19 protein-coding genes and 2 pseudogenes are annotated in these 20,124 nt (G+C 72.8%); 7 read left to right on the top strand and 14 right to left on the bottom strand.

Annotation, left to right across the window (positions count from 1 at the left end; all coding sequences use genetic code 11):
• The 4 genes from ACIP4Y_RS14560 to ACIP4Y_RS14545 form a co-directional block, all read right to left on the bottom strand.
• Positions 1–355 (bottom strand): chitinase (locus ACIP4Y_RS14560; RefSeq protein ID WP_401392470.1); only part of this gene is annotated, 355 nt, incomplete at its 3' end.
• A gap of 191 nt (positions 356–546) precedes the next feature.
• The gene (locus ACIP4Y_RS14555) at positions 547–1,869 is read right to left on the bottom strand and encodes an aldehyde dehydrogenase family protein (protein ID WP_401392467.1); all 1,323 of its coding nucleotides are present in this window, start codon (positions 1,867–1,869) and stop codon (positions 547–549) included.
• Between the two features lie 119 nt (positions 1,870–1,988).
• A complete protein-coding gene (locus ACIP4Y_RS14550) occupies positions 1,989–3,197 on the bottom strand; it encodes an RNA polymerase sigma factor (protein ID WP_401392464.1) in 1,209 nt (402 codons plus the stop codon).
• A gap of 16 nt (positions 3,198–3,213) precedes the next feature.
• Positions 3,214–3,564, bottom strand: a complete 351-nt coding sequence (locus tag ACIP4Y_RS14545) for a YciI family protein (protein WP_401392542.1) — start codon at positions 3,562–3,564, stop codon at positions 3,214–3,216.
• A gap of 128 nt (positions 3,565–3,692) precedes the next feature.
• Here ACIP4Y_RS14545 and ACIP4Y_RS14540 point away from each other — a divergent pair, with 128 nt between their 5' ends.
• Positions 3,693–4,751, top strand: coding sequence for an acyl-CoA dehydrogenase family protein (locus tag ACIP4Y_RS14540; RefSeq protein WP_401392461.1), 1,059 nt, complete (start codon positions 3,693–3,695; stop codon positions 4,749–4,751).
• A gap of 72 nt (positions 4,752–4,823) precedes the next feature.
• Here ACIP4Y_RS14540 and ACIP4Y_RS14535 read toward each other — a convergent pair whose 3' ends face one another.
• The 4 genes and pseudogenes from ACIP4Y_RS14535 to ACIP4Y_RS14520 form a co-directional block, all read right to left on the bottom strand.
• A complete protein-coding gene (locus ACIP4Y_RS14535) occupies positions 4,824–5,966 on the bottom strand; it encodes an LLM class flavin-dependent oxidoreductase (RefSeq protein WP_401392458.1) in 1,143 nt (380 codons plus the stop codon).
• Between the two features lie 13 nt (positions 5,967–5,979).
• Positions 5,980–6,255, bottom strand: a pseudogene (locus ACIP4Y_RS14530) (SfnB family sulfur acquisition oxidoreductase); the annotation flags it as partial.
• Positions 6,256–6,274: 19 nt separating this feature from the next.
• Complete coding sequence (locus ACIP4Y_RS14525) at positions 6,275–6,352, bottom strand: putative leader peptide (protein WP_401392539.1); 78 nt, start codon at positions 6,350–6,352, stop codon at positions 6,275–6,277.
• A 418-nt stretch (positions 6,353–6,770) separates the two neighbouring features.
• Positions 6,771–6,947: a hypothetical protein gene (locus tag ACIP4Y_RS14520; protein WP_401392455.1), complete on the bottom strand. Its 177-nt coding sequence runs from the start codon at positions 6,945–6,947 to the stop codon at positions 6,771–6,773.
• 203 nt (positions 6,948–7,150) lie between these two features.
• Between ACIP4Y_RS14520 and ACIP4Y_RS14515 the strand changes: the two genes are divergently transcribed.
• Positions 7,151–7,585, top strand: coding sequence for an SPW repeat protein (locus ACIP4Y_RS14515; protein WP_401392452.1), 435 nt, complete (start codon positions 7,151–7,153; stop codon positions 7,583–7,585).
• Between the two features lie 249 nt (positions 7,586–7,834).
• Here ACIP4Y_RS14515 and ACIP4Y_RS14510 read toward each other — a convergent pair whose 3' ends face one another.
• Complete coding sequence (locus tag ACIP4Y_RS14510) at positions 7,835–9,280, bottom strand: APC family permease (protein ID WP_401392449.1); 1,446 nt, start codon at positions 9,278–9,280, stop codon at positions 7,835–7,837.
• A gap of 116 nt (positions 9,281–9,396) precedes the next feature.
• On the opposite strand from ACIP4Y_RS14510, the gene ACIP4Y_RS14505 reads away from it, so the two are divergent.
• Both ACIP4Y_RS14505 and ACIP4Y_RS14500 read left to right on the top strand, forming a co-directional pair.
• Positions 9,397–10,617, top strand: a complete 1,221-nt coding sequence (locus tag ACIP4Y_RS14505; protein WP_401392446.1) for an ROK family protein — start codon at positions 9,397–9,399, stop codon at positions 10,615–10,617.
• A gap of 72 nt (positions 10,618–10,689) precedes the next feature.
• Complete coding sequence (locus tag ACIP4Y_RS14500; RefSeq protein ID WP_401392444.1) at positions 10,690–13,407, top strand: glycosyl hydrolase 2 galactose-binding domain-containing protein; 2,718 nt, start codon at positions 10,690–10,692, stop codon at positions 13,405–13,407.
• Positions 13,408–13,450: 43 nt separating this feature from the next.
• Here ACIP4Y_RS14500 and ACIP4Y_RS14495 read toward each other — a convergent pair whose 3' ends face one another.
• Complete coding sequence (locus tag ACIP4Y_RS14495; protein ID WP_401392441.1) at positions 13,451–14,893, bottom strand: hydrolase; 1,443 nt, start codon at positions 14,891–14,893, stop codon at positions 13,451–13,453.
• A 239-nt stretch (positions 14,894–15,132) separates the two neighbouring features.
• Between ACIP4Y_RS14495 and ACIP4Y_RS14490 the strand changes: the two genes are divergently transcribed.
• Complete coding sequence (locus tag ACIP4Y_RS14490; RefSeq protein WP_358636484.1) at positions 15,133–15,396, top strand: GlsB/YeaQ/YmgE family stress response membrane protein; 264 nt, start codon at positions 15,133–15,135, stop codon at positions 15,394–15,396.
• A gap of 1 nt (position 15,397) precedes the next feature.
• On the opposite strand, the gene ACIP4Y_RS14485 is transcribed toward ACIP4Y_RS14490, so the two are convergent.
• Entirely contained in the window at positions 15,398–16,174 is a 777-nt protein-coding gene (locus tag ACIP4Y_RS14485) for a GNAT family N-acetyltransferase (RefSeq protein ID WP_401392438.1), read from the bottom strand.
• A 40-nt stretch (positions 16,175–16,214) separates the two neighbouring features.
• Positions 16,215–16,595 carry a MerR family transcriptional regulator gene (locus ACIP4Y_RS14480; protein WP_401392435.1) on the bottom strand — a complete coding sequence of 127 codons (381 nt, stop codon included), beginning with the start codon at positions 16,593–16,595 and terminating at the stop codon, positions 16,215–16,217.
• Positions 16,596–16,655: 60 nt separating this feature from the next.
• Here ACIP4Y_RS14480 and ACIP4Y_RS14475 point away from each other — a divergent pair, with 60 nt between their 5' ends.
• A complete protein-coding gene (locus ACIP4Y_RS14475; RefSeq protein WP_401392432.1) occupies positions 16,656–17,942 on the top strand; it encodes an MFS transporter in 1,287 nt (428 codons plus the stop codon).
• A pseudogene (locus ACIP4Y_RS14470) lies at positions 17,926–18,288 on the top strand (nucleoside deaminase); the annotation flags it as partial. The gene ACIP4Y_RS14475 and the pseudogene ACIP4Y_RS14470, both read left to right, overlap by 17 nt.
• A 33-nt stretch (positions 18,289–18,321) precedes the next feature.
• Here the strand turns inward: ACIP4Y_RS14470 and ACIP4Y_RS14465 are convergent.
• Together ACIP4Y_RS14465 and ACIP4Y_RS14460 are read right to left on the bottom strand one after the other, a co-directional pair.
• Positions 18,322–19,176, bottom strand: a complete 855-nt coding sequence (locus tag ACIP4Y_RS14465) for a GNAT family N-acetyltransferase (protein WP_401392429.1) — start codon at positions 19,174–19,176, stop codon at positions 18,322–18,324.
• Positions 19,177–19,394: 218 nt separating this feature from the next.
• Positions 19,395–20,069 carry a chaplin gene (locus ACIP4Y_RS14460; protein WP_401392427.1) on the bottom strand — a complete coding sequence of 225 codons (675 nt, stop codon included), beginning with the start codon at positions 20,067–20,069 and terminating at the stop codon, positions 19,395–19,397.
• Positions 20,070–20,124: the final 55 nt, after the last annotated feature.

The raw sequence follows: 20,124 nt of genomic DNA, 5'->3' as shown, positions 1-20,124 counted from the left end.
CCGCCGGACAGCCGTACGGCCGGCTCCAGTCGCAGTAGTGCGGGTAGTTGGCGGTGTTCTGCTCGACGACGTACACCAGACCGCCGGTCTCGTGGTTGACGTTGGCGAGGAAGGCGGCGGCCTCCTGCTTCTTCACGGTGTCGCTGCCGGTGTTCGCGAACGCCGGGTAGGCGCTGAGGGCGGCGGTCAGGCCGCTGTAGGTGTAGAACGAGTTCCGGTTCGGGAACATCTGGTGGAACTGGGCCTCGCTGACCACGAAGCCGGCGGCGGAGGCAGTGGGGGCCGCCTGGAGCACCAGGGCGGAGATCCCCAGGACGAGCGAGGTCAGGAATGCGGCGATGCGATGCCTCGGCATGGACCAACTCCTCTGTGCAGCACGGCCGCACCCGGTGAGGCGGGAACGGCCGTGGTGGGGGGTTGGGCACACTCAACCGCTTTGGTCTGTACCAGTCAAGGGTGTAGACCAGTCAGATACGACCGGTTGCGTCGGTGAACGCCGCGCCGCCACAGTGGAGTTGGTCACATAAAAGACAGGTCTGCGGCAGGTCAGCTCAGCGGCTTCGCCAGGACCGCCTTGCGGTGGCTGAACGTCTCGATCGAGTAGCGGCCGTGGTAGTTGCCCATGCCGCTCTCCCCCACTCCGCCGAACGGCAGGTCGGAGACGGTGAGATGGGCGAGGGGCAGGCCGTGGCCGAGGCCTCCCGAGGAGGTCTCGGCGGCGATGCGCTCCCGGGTCTCGTCCGACTCGCTGAAGACGTACAGGGCGAGCGGCTTGTCCCGGTCGTTGATGAAGGTGATCGCCTCGTCCAGCCCTGCCACGGTGACGATCGGCAGGATCGGGCCGAAGATCTCCTCCTGCATGACGGGCGACTTCGGGTCGACGTCCGCGAGGACGGTGGGCGCGATGTACCGGGCCGCCCGGTCGCCGACACCTCCGACGGCGACGCGGCCCGAACCGAGCAGCGCGAACAGCCGGTCGAAATGGCGCTCGTTGACGATCCGGCCGTACTCGGGCGAGACCGCCGGGTCGCTGCCGAACAGACCCTCGACCGCGCGGACCAGCGCGGCCTCCAGGGCGGGCGCGGTCTCCGGGTCGGTCAGCACGTAGTCGGGGGCGACACAGGTCTGGCCCGCGTTGAGGAACTTGCCCCGGGCGAGCCGGTCCGCGACCACGTCCAGGTCGGTGCCGCGGTCCACGAACACCGGGGACTTGCCGCCCAGTTCGAGGGTGACCGGGGTGAGGTGCTCGGCGGCGGCCCGCAGGACGATACGGCCGACGGTGCCGTTGCCGGTGTAGAAGATGTGGTCGAAGCGCTGGGCCAGCAGGGCCGTGGTCTCCGGGACCCCGCCCTCGACGACGGCGACCGCGTCCGTGTCCAGGTAGGCCGGTATCAGCTCGGCCAGCGCGGCCGACGTGGCGGGGGCCAGCTCGCTCGGCTTGGCGACGACCGCGTTTCCGGAGGCCAGCGCGCCGACCACGGGCGCGAGCAGGAGCTGCGCCGGGTAGTTCCAGGGCGCGATGACGAGGACGACGCCCAAGGGGTCGTACTGCGTCCAGGCGGTGGCGTCGGCGCCGAGGTGGGCCGGAACGGGCGCCGGCTCGGGGCGCAGCCAGTCGGCCAGGTGCTCCAGGGTGTGGTCGATCTCCCGGACGGTGAAGTCGATCTCGATGCGATAGGCCTCGGTGCTGCTCTTGCCGAGGTCGGCGCGGAGGGCGGCGGCGAGGTCGGCACCGCGCTCCGTGAGCATCGCGCGGAGCCGGCGCAGCTGGCCGGTGCGCCACTCGACGGACTTGGTGCGGCCGGTGGCGAAGGTGGCACGCAGCCGGGCCACGAGGTCGGCGGGCTGCTCGGGCTGGGAGTGGGTCACGGGTGCCTCGCTGGGGTGCGCGGGCCGGCGGGGCCCGGGCTGGGACGGACAGGTCAGATGTAAACACCAACCTTTCAGGTCCTCAAGTTCATTCCGGGGACTTCCCGGGGTGACAAGGGTCACCGTGCGGGCGGCCGCCCCGCGTCGCCGCTCCCCCGTCGCTCCAGGAACGCCCGCTCGGCCTCGCTGGGGGCCAGCTCGGCGGCGCGGTCGTACTCCGCCGCCGCCTCGGCGGTCCGCCCCAGCCGGCGCAGCAGGTCGGCGCGGACGGCGTGCAGCACGTGGTACGGGCCGAGGCCGAGTGCGTCGACCAGTTCCAGGGCGGTCGCCGGCCCCTCGGTCTCCGCGACCGCGACGGCCCGGTTCAGGGCGACGACCGGGGACGGCGCGACGGCCATCAGCTGGTCGTACAGTGCGAGGATCTGCCGCCAGTCGGTGGCGGCGGCGGTGGGCGCGTCGCTGTGCACCGCGTTGATCGCGGCCTGGATCTGGTACGGGCCCGGCCGGCCCCGGCGCAGACAGCGGCGGACCAGCTCCTGCCCCTCGGTGATCAGCGCGCGGTCCCACCGGGAGCGGTCCTGCTCGGGCAGCGGGACGAGCACGCCGTCCGTGTCACGCCGGGCCGGCCGCCGGGCCTCCACCAGCACCATCAGCGCGAGCAGGCCGGTGACCTCGGGTTCGTCCGGCATCAGCTCGGCGAGCAGCCGGCCCAGGCGCAGTGCCTCCGCACACAGGGCGGGATCGCCGGTGTAGCCCTCGTTGAAGATCAGGTAGACGACGGCGAGGACGGCGGAGAGCCGGTCGGGCAGGTCGGCGTCCCGGGGCACGCGGTACGGGATGCCCGCGTCCCGGATCTTCGCCTTGGCGCGCACCAGGCGCTGCGCCAGGGTCGGTTCCGGCACCAGGAACGCACGGGCGATCTGCGCGGTGCTCAGGCCGCCGAGCAGGCGCAGGGTGAGGGCCACCCGGGCCTGCGGGGCGAGCGCGGGGTGGCAGCAGGTGAAGATCAGCCGGAGCCGGTCGTCGCGCACGGGACCCTCCTCGGACGGTGCGTCGGAGACGTACAGCCGGGCCGCCTCGGCGTGCCGGGCGTCCCGGGAGGACTCCCTGCGGAGCCGGTCGACGGCCCGGTTGCGCGCGGTGGTGATGATCCAGCCGGCCGGACTGGGCGGCACACCGGTCTCGGGCCACCGGGTCACGGCCGTGGCGAAGGCGTCCTGGACCGCTTCCTCGGCGAGGTCGATGTCGCCGAGGAAGCGGACGAGGACGGCGACCGCGCGCCCGTACTCGGCGCGGAAGACGGCCTCGACGTCGCGGGACTCGGCCATCGGTGCCGCTCCGCCGTCAGTGCTGGTCCACGAAGGGCCGCACCTCGATGGGCAGCGTGGTGGCCAGGGCGGCCTTCCGGCCCCACTCCAGGGCCTCGTCCAGGTCGGCGGCCCGGATGAGGCACAGTCCGCCGAGGTACTCCTTGCCCTCGGCGTAGGGGCCGTCGGTGACGAGCACGTCACCGCCCTCGGGGCGGAGCACGGTCGCTGTCTCGGGGCCGTGCAGCCCGCCCGCGAAGACCCAGGCGCCGGCCGCGCGCAGCTCGTCGTTGAAGGCCTCGACGTTCTGCATGATCTCGGCGAGTGCTGCGGGCGGGGGCGGGGTGCCGCCGGCCGGCTGGACCACGCTCAGCAGGTAGTGCTTCATGACGTCCTCCATGGCGTCGGGCCCGGGCGGGCTCACTGTCACCTCCTACACGAACGGCCGGGCCCCGGATCGACACCGCGCGCCGTGGTCGCGGAAAAAATCCGCGGGAGACCGGAAGAATCTTCCGCATGGACGTCCTCACCCCGCATCCGCTCGTCGTACGCGCCCGCCGGCTCGCCACGGACCTGCTGCTCCCCGAGGCCGAGCGGGTCGACCAGGAAGGGGTGCCCGCGCGGCACATCGAGGCGGTGAAGCGGTCGGGACTGCTCGGAGTGGCGGCGCCGGCCGAGTACGGCGGCTCGGGCGCGCCACCCGCCGTACTGCGGGAGACCGCGGAGATCCTCGCGGGAGCGTGCTGCGCGACCTGGTTCGTGCAGACCCAGCACCACACGCCGGTACAGACCCTGACGCGGAGCGAGCTGCCGGTCCGTGAGCGGTTGCTGGGGCCGCTGTCCCGCGGGGAGTTGCTGTCGGGGGTGGCGTACGCGCACCTGCGGTCGTATCCGCGCCGCCCGGTGCGGGTCCGCCGGCAGGGCGACGGCTGGCGCTTCGACGGGACCGTTCCCTGGTACACCGGGTGGGGACTGAACGACGTGATGCTGCTGGCCGGGGTGACCGACGCCGACGAGGTGCTGTTCGCCTTCGCCGAGGCCCGCGAGCAGCCGGGGCTGCGGGCCTCGCCGCCGATGCGGCTGGCGGCGCTCACGGCCGCGCGCACGGTCTCGCTGGAGCTGGACGGCCTGTGGCTGCCCGCCGACGCGGTGGCGCTGCACGCGCCGTGGGACGAGTGGGCCGCCGGGGACCGGGTCAAGACCCTGCACACCAGCCCCGCGGTCTTCGGCGTGGCGGAGGCCGCCCTGTCCCTGCTGGACGCCGAGACGGCCGGTCCCCTCCGCTCCCGCCTCACCGCCGTCCGCCACCGGGCCTACACCTTGGCCGACCTTCCGGCCCGGGAGGAGCAGACCGGGGAGCGGCTCGCGGTGCGGGCGGCGGCGTACGAGGTGCTGCGCGCGGCCACCACGGCGGCGGTGGTGTCCGGCGGCGGGCGCGCGCTGGCCCTGACGAGCCGCGCCCAGCGCCTGGCCCGGGAGGGTCTCTTCCTGCTGGTGCAGGGGCAGACGGCGCAGTCGCGCGCGGCACATCTGCGGGTGCTGGCCGGGGACCTCGCACCGGAGGGGCAGCGGTAGCCGCAGGGCTGCGCGGCCGGCAGAGCCCACTGCGGACGCACAGTCCGCCAGGGCCCGTTGCCCGGCCCTCGCTCAGCTCGCGAACGGTACCTGTGCCGCGGAAGCGTCCTGCCTGCCGTCGGGGTGGGTCCACAGGCCCCGCGCGGCGAGCCGGGGCAGGACGCCCTCGCCGAACCAGTAGGCCTCCTCCAGGTGCGGGTAGCCGGAGAGGACGAACTCGTCGATGCCGAGGGCGTGGTACTCCTCGATGCGCTCGGCGACCTCGTCGTGGCTGCCCACCAGTGCCGTGCCCGCGCCGCCGCGGACCAGCCCGATGCCGGCCCACAGGTTGGGGTGGATCTCCAGGCTCTCCCGGCTGCCGCCGTGCAGGGCGAGCATGCGCTGCTGTCCCTCCGACTCGCTGCGGGTCAGGCCCGCCTGTACGGCCCGTACGGTCTCCTGGTCGAAGCCGGCGAGCAGCCGGTCCGCCTCCGCCCAGGCCTGCGCCGAGGTGTCCCGGGTGATGACGTGCAGCCGGATTCCGAAGCGGAGGGTACGGCCGTGCTCCGCGGCGAGTTTCCGGATCCAGGCGATCTTCTCGGCGACCTGGGCGGGCGGTTCGCCCCAGGTGAGGTACACGTCGGCGTACCGGGCGGCGACCTCGCCGGCGACGGGCGAGGAGCCGCCGAAGTAGACCTCGGGCACCGGATCGGGCACCCGGCTGAGCCTCGCCTCCTCGACCCGCAGGTGCTCGCCGTGCAGGTCGACGCTCTTGCCGTCCCACAAGTCCCGGACGATGTGCAGGAATTCGCCGGTACGGCGGTACCGCGCGTCCTTGTCGAGGAAGTCGCCGTAGGCCCGCTGCTCGTGGCTCTCGCCGCCGGTGACGACGTTGAGCAGCAGCCGTCCGCCGGTCTGCCGCTGGAAGGTGGACGCCATCTGGGCGGCGAGCGTCGGCGAGACGAAGCCGGGCCGGAAGGCGACCAGGAACTTCAGCCGCTCGGTGTGCTGGCTGACCATGGCGGTGGTCAGCCAGGCGTCTTCGCACCAGGCGCCGGTCGGGGTGAGCGCGCCGACGAACCCCAGGTCCTCCGCGGCCCGGGCGATCTGGCCGAGGTAGGCGACCGTCGGCGGCCGGTCCCGGCCGGAGGCGGTCGCCGGGGTGCCGTGGCCGCCGCCGACGACGTGGCGGCTGTCGCCGTTGGTGGGCAGGAACCAGTGGACGGTGAGGGACACGTGGGGTCTCCGATCAGAGCAGGCCGTGCCGGGTCGGCCGGGTTCTGTTGAGCATGCAGCGGCCGATGTGCCGGATCTTCCAGCGGGCCGGGTCGTGCAGGGTGCGGGCGTCGCGCCCATGGCGGTGCAGGTTCAGGGAGTTCGGGGCCGCGCGGGTGCCGGACACCTCGAACAGGGCGCTCGCCACCTCTACCGCGGCTTCGGCCGCCCGCACCTGAAGGGCGAGTTCGCCGAAGCGCTGGACTAAAAGCGGGAGGGAATTCAGGCGTGCCGGGAAACCCGGACGAGAGGGAGAGGAACGCGGCGGATCAGACCGCGGGGCAACAGGAGGCGCTGGAGACGCGCGCGAGGTCGACATGGCGTCGCCGCGTGAGGTCCAGTCGCATCGTCATGCCGTCGATCGTGGCAGCAGCCGGCGAAGGCCGTCAAGGAAAACCCGACCGGTCTCGGGTCGCGGACCATCGCACTTCACGAAGGTGTGACAGGGAAACTGTGCCGGGTGCCCGGCGAACTACGGCTCGCCCAGTCGGCGTTGAGCGAGACCGTGCCCGTCTGCAGCGGGAGCCGGGTGACGATCTGCTGGAGCGCGAGCGGTCGGGACGGAACCGCCGAGTGGAAGGCCCGTGGTGTGCCTGCGGAATTCTCGTACTCCGACGACACCACCCGGGTGCTGCCGATGCTCCGGCGCCGGCGCGCGGAGTCGGTGCCGCAGGCGGCCCAGGACCTGCACACCGCGTTCGCGCGCCAGGGCGCGGGAGCCGGCGGAGGGCTAGGGCCTTCTGGAGGGAGGCCCTGGGGCAGCCCTCAGACGCGGCCGTTCTCCTCCTGCCGCTCGACCACCACGAGGAACGCGTCCGACTTCAGGTCCATCACCACGGTGGCCGGTTCCCCCTCGGCACGTCGGGCGGCCGCGTACTCCTCCGCGGGCCACGATCCGCGCGGAGCCCCGGCGGGAAAACGCTCCAACACCTTCGCACTCATGACGGCGGCCACCTCCTGCGTCGCTGACCCGAACGGAATGTACAGGTTGTACCGATGCGGCTGCCCCCGATCGATGAGGACATGCCACCCCGCAAGAGAAAGCCACCTCTACACATAAGGATGAAATAAGGGCAAAATGGAGCATGCGGCGCGTACCGCATACCGCACAGACGCGGTCGGGCCCGAGGTCAAGGAGACGACTCATGGCCAACTTGCACAGAGGTGACATATCGAGTCACCCCGATGTCTCCGAAATGCGGGACCGCTACGACCGCATGCTCGGCGGCCGGGACGTGGCGCTCGTCGACGGGCCGGCGTTCCTGCTCGGCCTGTACTGTGCCGCGTCACCGTGGATCCTGCACTACACGCTGAGTCAGCCCTCCCTCGCGACCCACAACCTGATCATGGGCATCGCGATAGGCCTGCTGGCCCTGGGATTCAGCCGGGCACCCGAGCGTATGTACGGCCTGAGCTGGGCGATGTGCGCCATGGGCATCTGGATGATCATTGCTCCGTGGATCGTGGGCAGCGGCCCCGACGCGGGCGTCATCGTCAACAACATCGTCATCGGAGCCCTGGCCCTCGCCCTCGGACTGATCTGCGCCGGTACGACGGCGAAGAGCGCCCCCAGGCCGTAGACGCCTCCCCGAGCCCTTGAAGAGAAGATCGAGAGAAGGAAGGAAGGAAACGGCGAGGCCGGTCCGCCCGGGCGGACCGGCCTGCGCGTGCCCGCGGCCGGCGTCACCCGGTCACGGTGAAGGAGATCCACAGCTCCGGCGCCAGGTCCGGCCGGTCCGGGACCGTCCGCGGCTCGCATCAGCCACAGCCGTTCCACGGCGGGCCGGTCCTGAGGGGTCGCGGGGAGGGTCGTTTCGACGGCGGTAACGCTAGCTCACTTCAAGGGCGTTGCGCCCCGCGCCGACCTCCTCGCCCGTCTCCTTGGGACCGAAGGGCCACACCCTCTCCCGCCGCGCCCAGACCAGGAAGGCCACGCAGCCGAGGGCCAGCCAGGCCAGGGACCACTCGATGGGACGGCGGCCCGGGGAGTTCCTGTCGGCGTACCCGTAGATCACGCACCAGCCGGCGAAGGCCACGACGCTGGGCAGGGGGTACAGCCACATCCGGTACGGGCGGGGCAGCTCCGGCCGGCGCCTGCGCAGCACCGTCAGCGCGATGATCTGGGCCAGTGCCTGCACGATGACCATCACCGTGGTCAGCAGCTGGATGAGGGTCGCGAGGTCGGTGTGGCGGCCGATCAGGAAGCCGACCGCGGTGATCACGCCCATCGTGGCCAGGCCGAGCACGGGGAACTGGTGCCTCGGGTGCAGCTTCGCGTACGGCCGGAAGAAGACCCGGTCGCGAGCGGCGTCGTAGGGCACCCGGGAGCCGCCGAGCAGGCCGGCGAAGACGGAGGCGAACGCGGTGACCAGGATCAGCACGGTCACCGTGTCGGCCGCGCCCCTGCCCCAGGTCTCCTCCAGCACCGCGGAGGCCACCGAGGTGGCGGCGATGTCGTGCGGGTCGGTCATCCGGTGCCAGTCGACGACACCGAGGGTGCCGATCTGCAGCAGCAGGTAGATCGCCATGATGCCGAGGATCGACAGGAGGATGGAGCGCGGGAGCGTACGGCCGGGGTCCTTGATCTCGGCGCCCATGTAGGCGGTGGTGTTGTAGCCGAGGTAGTCGTAGATGCCGATGGTCAGGCCCGCGGCGAAACCCAGCCAGTAGTGGTGGCTCATCACATTGAAAGCGCCCGCCGAATAGGTGAAGGCCATGTTTGGGCTGAAGTGAGTGGCGGCGGCGACGATCACCAGCAGCACCGAGGCGATCATCACGGCCCACATCACGGCGGTGATGCGGGCGATGTGCTCGATGCCGCGCCAGAGCAGCAGCACCACCAGGGCGATGACGCCGAGCCCGATCAGATCACCGGCGGTCCGCCCGAGGCCGGGGGCGAGATAGCCCAGGTACTGGACGAAGCCGACCACGCCCGTGGACATGATCAGCGGGATGAACAGCATCGCCGTCCACACGAACAGGAACGGCATCAGGCGGCCGGTACGGTACCGGAAGGCCTGGCGCAGATAGACGTAGCTGCCGCCGGAGCCGGGCATCGAGGCCCCCAGTTCGGCCCAGACCAGTCCGTCGCACAGGGCCAGCACCGCGCCCGCGACGAACCCGATGACCGCCTGCGGGCCGCCGAACGCGGTGACCATCAGCGGGATCGTGACGAACGGGCCGATGCCGCACATCTGGCTCATGTTGATCGCCGTGGCCTGGAACAGGCCGACACGGCGGACGAAACCGCCCGGGGGCGGCGGGCTACCGGACATGGGGACTCCTGACGCGACGGGCGCGCGAGCACCCGGCGGAGGCGGACAGGCCGATAAAGTTAAGGAGCCTTACTAGAGGCGTCAAGTGTGCGACACGGATGCACGAGAATGGTGCGATGCCCGCCAGTGACGTCGTAGAGCAGCAGGAACAGCCCTGGAGCCGCCGGCGCCTGCGCAGTACCAACGAGCGGCTGCTCCTGGACCGGCTGCGCGCGCTCGGTGCCGCCTCGCGCGCCCAGCTGGCCCGCGAGACGGGTTTGTCCAAGCCGACAGTGTCCAGCGCGCTGGCCTCGCTGGCGGCGGCCGGCCTGGTGCACGAGGTCGGTACCCAGGCCCCCGAGCGCGGCCGCACCGCGGTGCTCTACGCCCCCGACCCGGCCGCCGGGTACGCGCTCGGCGTGGACATCGGCCGGGGCTGGCTGCGGGTGGCGGTGGCCGACCTGGACGGCACGCTCGTCGCCCGGGCGGACGTGCACAACCGGGCCCGTGCCTCCGCCGCCCTGACCGACCTGGTGGTGACCACCGCCCGCCAGGTGATCGCCGACTCGGGCGTGGACCCGGCGGAGGTGGCGCACGGGGTGATCGGCACGCCCGGGGTGTACGACGGGAAGCAGCGGCGGGTGCGGTACGCGATGCACCTGCCGGGCTGGGGGCGGGCCGGGCTCGTGGACCGGATACGGGCGGAGCTGGGCGTGCCGCTGGAGGTGCACAACGACGCCAACCTGGCGGCGCTCGGCGAGTACACGTACGGCGTCGGCGCGGGCAGCCGGCTCTTCGCGTACATCCTGATAGGCACCGGTCTCGGGATGGGGATCGTCGGCGAGGGGCGGCTGTTCACCGGCGCCCACGGGCTGGCCGGCGAGATCGGGTTCCTGCCGTGGCGCGGCCGGCAGCAGTCGGAGCGGCTGGAGGACGCGGTGTCGGGGGTGGCGGTGGTGGAGGCCGCCCGGCAGTTCGGTATGCGCGGCCGGCTCACGGCGAAGGCCGTGTTCGACGCGGCCCGGCAGGGTGATCCGGCCGCCGTGCGGGCGGTGGAGCTGGAGGGCGAGCGGATCGCGCACACCGTGGCGGCGGCCGCCGCCGTGCTCGACCCGGACCTGGTGGTGCTCGGCGGCGGTGTCGGCCACAGCGTGGACCTGCTGCTGCGGCCCGTGCGGGAGCGGTTGCGCGCCATCACCCCGCTGCGCCCCCGGATCGCGCCGGGCCGGCTCGGCGCGGACGCCGTCCTGCTGGGTGCGGTGGCCACGGCCCTGGACACGGCCCGGAACCTGGTGTTCGAACGCCGGACGGCCGGAACCCGGCCCCTGGGCAATGGCCACGGCGGCGCGGTTCGTTGACACCGCCCAGGGGGGCCTCTAGCGTGACCCCGATTTGTAAAGTTTCCTAACTTTACGAGGCTGGAGACCGCCGTGTTCCCTCGCGCCGCCCGCCGGCTCCCCACCACCGCCGCGCTCCTCGCCCTGGCCGGCTCCCTCACCACCGGCGCCTGGGCCGCCGGCCCCCGGGACACGGCGGAGCCCCAGCGGCCCGCCCGGATCACCCACGTCCCGTCCGCCGCCGGCACCGGCACCCCGCTGACCGGCTACGCCCTCCAGTCCACCGCGAAGGTGAGCGACTCCGCGGCGGCCGTCTCCTCCCCCGGCTATCCGGCGAGGGGCTGGTATCCGGCGGGCCCCCGCTCGACGGTGCTGGCCGCGCTGCTGGCGAACGGCGTGTACGCCGACCCGTTCCGCTCCACCAACCAGCAGCAGATCCCGCGGGCCGACTTCGACGTGCCCTGGTGGTACCGCTCCGACTTCACCGTCGACGACACCACCCGGCGCACCTCCCTCGACTTCAGCGGGGTCGTCTCGGCGGCCGACGTCTACGTGAACGGCCGGCAGGTGGCCTCGGCCGCGGACGTCACCGGCACCTACACCCACCACGAGCTGGACGTCACCTCGCTGGTCAGACCCGGCACCAACACGGTCGCCTTCCGGATCCGGCCCAACGACCCGAGCAAGGACCTGACCATCGGCTGGCTCGACTGGATCCAGCCGCCGCCCGACCGGAACATGGGCCTCGTCCGGGACGTCGTGGTGCGCAGGGGCGGCCCGGTCGCGCTGCGCGACGCGCACGTGGTCACCGAGCTGGCCGTGCCGTCGCTCACCACGGCCGACCTGACGGTCAAGGCCCGGGCCCGCAACGACACGGGCACGGCCGTCACGGCGGAGGTCCGCGGCAGCATCGGCGGTACGGCGTTCGGCAGGACGGTGTCGCTCGCCGCGCACGAGACGAAGACCGTCACCTTCTCCCCCGCCGACACCCCCGGCCTGCACCTCACCGACCCGAAGGTGTGGTGGCCGGCCGGGATGGGCGGCCAGCCGCTCTACGACCTCGACCTCACCGCCACCGTCGCCGGCACGGTCTCGGACACCGCGCACGAGACCTTCGGCATCCGGGACGTCCGGGCCCCGCTCAACTCCGCCGGGGCCCGGCAGTACCGCGTCAACGGCCGCCCCCTGCTGATCAAGGGCGGCGGCTGGTCCCCGGACGCGTTCCTGCGCTGGGACCCCGCCTACGTCGAGGACCGCCTGATGTACGCCCTCGACCTGGGCCTGAACACCCTCCGCCTGGAAGGACACCTGGAGCCGGACGAGTTCTTCGACCAGGCCGACCGTCTCGGCCTGCTGGTCCTGCCGGGCTGGGAGTGCTGCGGCAAGTGGGAGGGCGAGGTCAACGGCAGCGAGAAGGGGGAGGTTTGGAGCGACGCGGACTATCCGGTCGCCAAGGCGTCCATGGCCGCCGAGGCCGCCCGGCTGCGCGGCCACCCGAGCGTGCTGTCCTTCCTGATCGGCAGCGACTTCGCCCCCGACGCGACGATCGAGAAGAACTATTTGGACGCCCTGAAGGCCGCGGACTGGCCCACCCCCGTGGTCCCCTCCGCCTCCGACCGGCCCTCCCCGAAGCTGGGCGCCTCGGGCATGAAGATGACCGGCCCCTACGACTGGGTGCCGCCCGGGTACTGGTACGACAAGCGCGAGGGCGGGGCCACCGGGTTCAACTCCGAGACCAGCGCGGGCCCGAGCATCCCCACCCTCGACAGCCTGCGCCGGATGATGACACCCGCCGAACTCGACACCCTGTGGAAGGACCCGGACGCCCGGCAGTACCACCGCTCGCCGTCCAGCGTCTTCGGCACGCTCCGGATCTACGACAACGCCCTCACCGGCCGCTACGGCGCCCCCACCAGTCTCACCGATTACGTGCGCAAGGCCCAGCTCGCCCAGTACGAGAACGTCCGCGCCCAGTTCGAGGCCTACGGCCGCAACGCGGGCGACCCGGACCGGCCCGCCACCGGGGTGATCCACTGGATGTTCAACAGCGGCTGGACCTCCCTGCACTGGCAGCTGATGGACCGTTACCTCGATCAGAACGGCTCCTACTTCGGGGCGAAGAAGGCGAACGAGCCGCTGCACATCCAGTACTCGTACGACAACCGCTCGGTCGTGGTCGTGAACAACCGGCCCGCCCCCGCACGGGGCCTCACCGTCCGGGCCACGCTGTTCAACCCCGACGGCACGCAGAGGTACGACAGGACCGTCACGGGTGTGGCGGTGGAGGGGGACGGGGCGCACGGCACACCGCTCACCCTGCCGTCCTCGGTGGCCGGGCTGGCGCGGACGTACCTGCTCCGGCTGGTGCTGACGGACGCGGACGGCACGGAGGCGAGCCGCAACGTGTACTGGCTCTCCACCAAGGCCGACACCCTCGACTGGAACGGCACCACCTGGTACTACACGCCGACGAGCGGCTACGCCGACCTCAAGGGACTCGCCTCGATGGCCCAGGCACCGGTGGCGGCGACGGCGGCGACGAGGTCGTCGGACGGCACGTCGACCACGACGGTGACCCTGCGGCACAACGGGAGCGGGACGACGCCGGCGCTGCTCACGGACGTCCACCTCGTGGACGCGCAGGGCAAGCCGGTGCTGCCGGTGCGCTGGTCGGACAACGAGGTGAGCCTGTGGCCGGGCGAGTCGGTGACGCTGACCGCCACCTACCGGACCGCCGGCCTGCACGGCTCGGCACCGGCCGTGCGGGTCTCCGGGTGGAACACGCCGGAGCAGACGGTGCCGGCGGCCTGACGCCGCACGGGGCGGACCAGGCCGGCCCGCCCCCTGGCCCGGCTCAGCTCACGTCGAGCGCGGTGTCGTCCACGACGAACGACGTCTGGTACTTGGAGCCCTCCGTACCGGTGAACTTCAGGGTGACGGTCTGCCCGGCGTAGCCGCTCAGATCGAAACTGCGCTGGGTGTAGCCGGAGGCGGCGTTGAGGTTGGAGTACGTCGCCAGGGTGCCGAGGACCGTGCCGGAGCCGTTGAGCACCTGGACCTTGAGGGTGTCGTAGGCGGTGCTGGTCGAGGTCTCGGCGGTGTCCACGTGCAGGTAGAAGCTGAGCCTGGCCGAGCAGCCGGACGGGATGGTCACCGACTGGGCGAGCGTGTCGGTGGCGGCGGAGCCGTTCCCGTCGAGCCAGGCGTAGTACGAGCCGGAACGCGCCGGCTCGCCGGTGGAGTTGGTGATGACCCCGCTGGTGGCGCTCCAGGTGCTGCTGCCGGACTCGAAGCCGCTGTTGCCGAGGAGCTGGGCGGCGGTGCAGGACGTCGAGCCGCCGCCCCCGCTGCTGCCGCCCGCGCCGGCCAGCCACTCCGTGGCGTTGAGGGCGAGGGCCGCGTTGGTGGCGCCGGTGTCGTTCCAGCCGTCGTACAGCGTGTTGCCGGACTGGCCGGTGCCGTCGTCGATGGGTGAGCTGTCGCCCCAGAAGGCGACCCGGCCGCTGCCGAAGGTGCTGGTGGCGAAGAAGGCGCCGGTGTTGCCGGAGTAACCGGTGCGGTAGAGCAGGCCCTTGACACCGGAGTTGTCGGCGGGCTTGAGGGTGGCGGTGGTCCCGCTGGCGATCAGGCTCTTGGTGACGGTGCCGAAGGAGCCGTGCAGCACGGGGTTGGTGCTGTCGCTGATCGCGGACGGGTGGTCGGAGCTGATGCTGAGCGAGTCGATGGAGAAGCCGAACGGGTCGGTGGAGTCGACACTGTTGTTCGTCATCAGGTCGTTGAAGACCTCGACCGCGTCGTAGCCGTCGTTGTTGCGGTCGGCTCCGGTGTGGTCGGAGATCATGAACAGCCCGCCGCCGTTCTTCACGAAGTTCATGATCGCCGTCTTCTCGGCGGTGGTGAACAGCGTGTTGGGTTCCGGCAGGACCAGCGTGTCGAAGTTCGACAGGTCGGTCGCGGAGGTGCCGCCGTAGCTGAGGCCGGAGCCGGTCGGCAGGGTCTTGAGGCTGTAGTTCCCGGTCTTCTGGAGCGCGACGCCCCAGGAGGACAGGGCGCCGGTCCAGTCCGTCTCGGCGGACGGGGAGGAGTCCTGGCCGAGCGGGTCGGGCTGGCTGGTGGAGACGATCCAGTCGGCGTTGCCGGCCGTCTCGGCGTGGGCGTTGTCGAACAGGATGCGGTGCGGGGTCGCCGCGTGGGCGGGGGTGCCGGTGCCGAGCTGGAGGGCCGCTCCGGTGAAGAGCAGTCCCAGGCCGGCCAGGGCGGTGGTGCATCTGCGGCGGGATCTCCTGGATCCGAGCATCCGTCAGACCTCCATGAGAGTGGGGAAGGAGGGTGGGTAAGAGGCGGTGCGGGCGCCAAGTCTGCGCGCGTAGAGCCCGCTTGAGGCTTCTCCACGCGTCGATTGGTTGAAAGGTACATGGCATAAAGGGGCGGTGAACAGAGGCGTCCGGCGGCAACCGGAGCAGAGTGGCTCCGCTTACAGCGGGCACATGCCACATCAGCGGGATTCGACGGCAGAAGCGTCAAGGAAGGGCGGCCATGGAGATCTCGGGCATCATCAGCGCCATCGTCATCGGCATCGTCATCGGTGTACTGGGCCGGCTGGTCGTCCCGGGACGGCAGCACATCGGTGTCCTGTGGACGATCGTCGTCGGCATCGTGGCCGCGCTGCTGGGCTCGGCGATCGCCGCCGGGTTCGGGGTCGCCGACACCAAGGGGCCCGACTGGATCGAGTGGCTCATCCAGATCGCCCTGGCGGCCGTGGGCGTGGCCGCGCTGGACCGGGCCCTGGCCCGCCGCTGAGTCAGTTCCCGTACACGTAGGGCGTCGTGGTGCTCAGGGCGTGGAAGCCGAGGCGTTCCAGGATCGGGCGGCTCATGGCCGAGGCGTCGACGTGGAGGTAGCGGTAGCCGCGGCCGGCGGCGGCGCGGGCACGGTGGGCGACCAGGGCACGGTAGATGCCCCGGCCGCGCCAGGCCGCGACGGTGCCGCCGCCCCACAGCCCGGCGAACGGCGTGCCGGGTACCAACTCCATGCGGGCGGCGGCGACGGGTTCGCCGTCGGCCAGGGCGGCCACGGCGACGACCGTGCCGGGGTCGGCGGCGAGCCGGGCGAGCAGCCGGTGCCGCAGCGCGGTGCCGTCGGTGCCGAAGGCCCGCTCGTGCGCGGCCACGACGAGGTCCACGCCGGCCGCATCGGTGGCCGCCACGCAGGAAACGCCCTCTGGCGGGGCGGTGTCCAGAGCGAGACCGGCCACCTCCGCGATCATCAGTGTCTCCGTGGGCTCGGCCCGGAACCCGGCGGCGAGCAGCCGGTCACCGAGGTCCGCGGGCCCGTCGTGGCCGTAGAGCTTCCACTCGAAGTCCCGGCCCAGGCCGGTGAAGCGGTCGATCTGGTCGCGGATGGCCCGCTCCGCGTCCGCCGCGTCCAGGCCGGACCAGAGCACGCCGTTCCAGCCCAGCGGGTCCGCGACCTGACGCACCACCCGGCCGGCCCGCTCGATCCGGGCCCCGGGCCCGTCGGGCCGGGCCCCCTCACGCAGGTCCCGGTCGTACACAGCGAGCGCAGCGGCGTGATCCATGGCGTCACTTCAGCACGAACGGCCGGGCGGGCCAAGAGAATCAAGCGCGCCGGCGGTCGTCCGGCCGTACCGCCGCCAGATAGGCGGTGAGCCGGTCCCGGTTGCGGGCGAGGCAGTCGATGCGGGCCTGGATGCGGTCGATGTGTTCCTCGAGCAGGGCGGCCGTCTCCGGTGGTACGGACTCGGCGGACGGTAGGAGATGGCCGGGGCCGCAGAGGTACGGCAGGATCGCCCGGATCATCTCGGTGGTGAGGCCGGAGTCCAGCAGGCCGCGGAGCTGCCGCACCTGCGCGACCGCCGAGTCCGGGTAGCTGCGGTAGCCGTTCCCGGTGCGTTCCGGCTGGAGCAGGTGCTGTTCCTCGTAGTAGCGCAGCAGCCGGGTGGGCACCCCCGTACGACGGGACAGCTCACCGATGCGCATGCCGGCCTCCCCGATCGGCGCTTGACCTTCACACTGATGTGAGGCTTCGACCATGGTCGCATGACCCTGTCCTCCCAGGTCAAGGGCGGTCGGCTGCCCTGGTCCGGGCTGCTCGCCCTGTCCTGCGCCGCGTTCACCGCCGTACTGACCGAACTCCTCCCGGCGGGCCTGCTGCCCGCGATGGCGCCCCCGCTGGGGGTGGCCGAGTCCCGGATCGGCTTCCTCGTCACCGCGTATGCCGCCGCCTCCTTCGTGGCCGCGGTCCCGGTCACCGCGGCGCTGCGCGCGCTGCCCCGGCGGCCGGTGCTGTGCGGCGCGCTGCTGGGCTTCGCCGCCGGCAACGCGCTGGTCGCGCTGTCGTCGTCGTATCCGCTGACCGTCGCGGCCCGGCTGCTGGCCGGGGCGATGGGCGGCATGCTGTGGGCGATGCTCGCCGGTTACGCGGCCCGGATGGTGCCGGCCGAGCAGCGCGGCCGGGCCATCGCGGTGGTCCTGGCCGGCATCACGCTGGCCCTGGCGCTGGGGGTGCCCGCGGGTACCGCGCTGGCCGGCGCGGTCGGCTGGCGGGCCGCGTTCGCGACGCTCGCCGTGCTCGCCGTGCTGCTCGTGGGCTGGGTACGGCTCCGGTTGCCCGCCTTCCCGGGCGAGCCGCCGCACTTGCGCATCCCCCTGGTCCGGCTCGCCGTGCGCCCCGGGATCCGCCCGGTGCTGTCCGTGACGCTGTTCCTGCTGCTGGGGCACCAGGCGATGTACACGTACGTCGCCCCGTTCGCCGCGCAGGCCGGGTACGGCCGTACGGGCGTGCTGCTCGGGGTGTTCGGGACCGCCACGGTGGCCGGGATCTGGCTCACCGGAGCGCTGGTCGACCGGCACCCGCGGCCCACGCTGCTCGGGGCGCTCGCGCTGGTGGCGGCCGTGCTGGTGGTTCTGGGCCTGGGTGCCCGGGCGCACGGACTGCTGCTCGGCGCGGTCGCGCTGTGGGGCGTGGCCTTCGGCGGGGCGCCCACGCTGATCCAGACCGCACTGGTCGACGCGTCGGGGCCGGCCGCCGCCGATGCGGCGACCTCGTTGCAGACCACGGTGTACAACGCGGGCATCGCCGCCGGCTCCCTCACCGGCGGGCTGGCGCTGGACGCGGCGGGCGCCGGGGCGCTGCCCTGGACCGCGCTGCCGCCGGTGCTGCTGGCGCTCGCGACGGTCGCCGCGGGGCGCCGGTACGCCTTCCCGGCCCGGCGGGCCGCCGTTGCCCCGGAGGCGAACGCGCCGGCCCGGCCGGGTGCGATGGCCCCGGCCTGCCCGGCCGGAGATCATGACGTGAGGAGGTGGGCCGATGGTACGGGACGGTGAACTGCGCTGTCTGCGCCGCTGCGTGGAGCCGGCGGCCGAGGCGCTGGACGCCGGTGACGAACCCTCCGGGTCGGTACTCGTGGCCGGGGACGGCACCGTGCCGGCGGAGGACCGCAACCGGGTGGCGGACGGCGACCGCACTTGGCATCCCGAGTTCGAGCCGGCCTGCCGGGCGGCCGCGCACCTGACGCCCCGGGAGCACGCGGCGGCGACCGTCTACACCTCCGGCGAGCACTGCCCGATGTGCGCGGCGGCGCACGCCCGGGTGGGGCTCGGCCGGATCGTGTACATCGTCTCCTCCGACCAACGCGCCGGATGGCTCGCCGAGTTCGAGGTACGGGAGCCGCACCGCCACTGCCACACCGAACGTGCCTGAGCGTCAGCCGAGTTCGAGAGTGGTCACGCCGAACACCCGCTCCCGGGCGTGGGCGCGCACCGGTCCGGTGTACATGCGGGCGGTCTCGAACGAGGGCCGCAGTCCGGCCTCTTCGGCCAGGGCGACGCCGGCCGCGTTCGGCTCGGGCACGTCGATCGCGACGTCGCGGCCGGCCACGTCGGCCGTCAGGGCGTCGAACAGGGCCCGGGCGTCGTCGGCGGTGTCCGCGAACAGGGGACCGACGCGCAGGGTGTCGTGACCGGGGCGGATCACGCCGTAGCCGGTCAGGCGCCCGCCGTCCTCGCGGACGACGGCACGGTGGCCGGGTGCGGTGAGCCACTCGGCGAGGAAGCGGGGGCGGTCGGCGGGGTGGCAGGCGCTGTCGAACGCGGTGAGCGCGGCCAGGTCGGCGGGGGCGGCGGGGCGCACTTCGGCGGGCTTCGCGCGCTCGGGGGCGGTGCCGGTGAACCGGATGGTGCGGTGCGCGAGCCGGAACCCGGACTGCCGGTAGTTGTCCTGCTGCGCCACGACTCCGTCCAGGCCGACGGTGCGGTTGCCGGCGTGGGCCAGGGCCGTCTTCCAGGTGGTGAGGCCGTGTCCGTGGCCGCGCAGGTCGGGACGGACGAGGTAGCAGCCGAGGAAGGCGAAGTCGGGGCCGTGGTTGACGACGGAGATGGCCGACACCGGCTCCCCGTCGATCCGGCCGAGGAAGAACCCCTCGGGATCCTGCGCGAAGAAGGCGGGCCCGTCGGACAGCCCGGGATTCCAGCCCTCCGCCGCCGCCCACCCGCTGATCACCGGCCAGTCGGCGAGGGTGGCCTGCGTGACGACGAGGTTCTGGGGGGCCGCAGAGGTCATCGGTACGCTCCGTTTCCGTCGGGGTCGCCTGCCGTACGGCACGGGCCTCGGCCGCACCGCCCGCAGCATCCTTGCGGATCAACGGAGCGCGCGCCACGGGAAGATCAGCCGATGCGGGGCGGCCGGGCTCCCGCTCCCCGCCCCGCAGGCATCGGCGGCTCGGTGTTCCTGCGGGACCGGCCCCACCGGGCCGACGACCGGTGGGGCCATGTGGAGGGTCAGCTGGGGCCGGTGGGGCGGAAGCGGCGGTAGAGGATCGCGCCTGTGAGCAGGAGCGCGGCACTGCCGGCGACGGCCGGGGCCGTCACGTCCGCTCCGGTGTGGGCCAGCGTCGATGTGGTCGTCCGCGGGGTGTGCGGGGCGGTGTGGTGGGCCGGGGGCTTCGGGGCCCGCGGCTTCGGGGCCCGCGGCTTCGTGGCCGGGCGGGGGCTCTCGGCAGGGCCGTTGACCGACTGGTTGCCGTGGGCCGGGTTGCCGATGCCGACCACGTCGACGCTGTTGCCGCTGACGTTCACCGGCAGGTCGACGGGGAGCTGGACCCCGTTGCCCGAGAGGACGCCGGGCGAGTCGGTGGTGTCGCCGTGCGCGGTGGCCCCGCCGGAGGTGGTCGACGCGCCCGCGCCGCCGCTCTTCCCGCCGCCGGTGTTGGCGCACGCGTTGCCCGCGGCCGGGTTGAGCAATCCCACGACGTTCACCGTGTTGCCGCAGACGTTCACCGGCACGTGCAGCGGCAACTGGAGGCCGTTGCCGGAGACCAGCCCCGGCGAGCCGGCCGCCACGCCGTCGGCGTCGGCACCGCCGGCCGCGAAGGCGGCGGACACCGGCAGCGCCACGGCCATCGCACCGGACGCGGCGGCGACGGCGATCACACCGTTTCGGGTAGCCCGTCTCATAGGTTCCTGCCTTCCAGACGTCATCACGGGTACGTACCCGCACCACTTAAAACGC

The sequence above is a fragment of the Streptomyces sp. NPDC088810 genome, assembly GCF_044750305.1.
Taxonomy (GTDB): domain Bacteria; phylum Actinomycetota; class Actinomycetes; order Streptomycetales; family Streptomycetaceae; genus Streptomyces.
The sequence above is the reverse complement of the archived record's forward strand: the minus strand, read 5'-3'. Positions and strand labels throughout refer to the sequence as shown.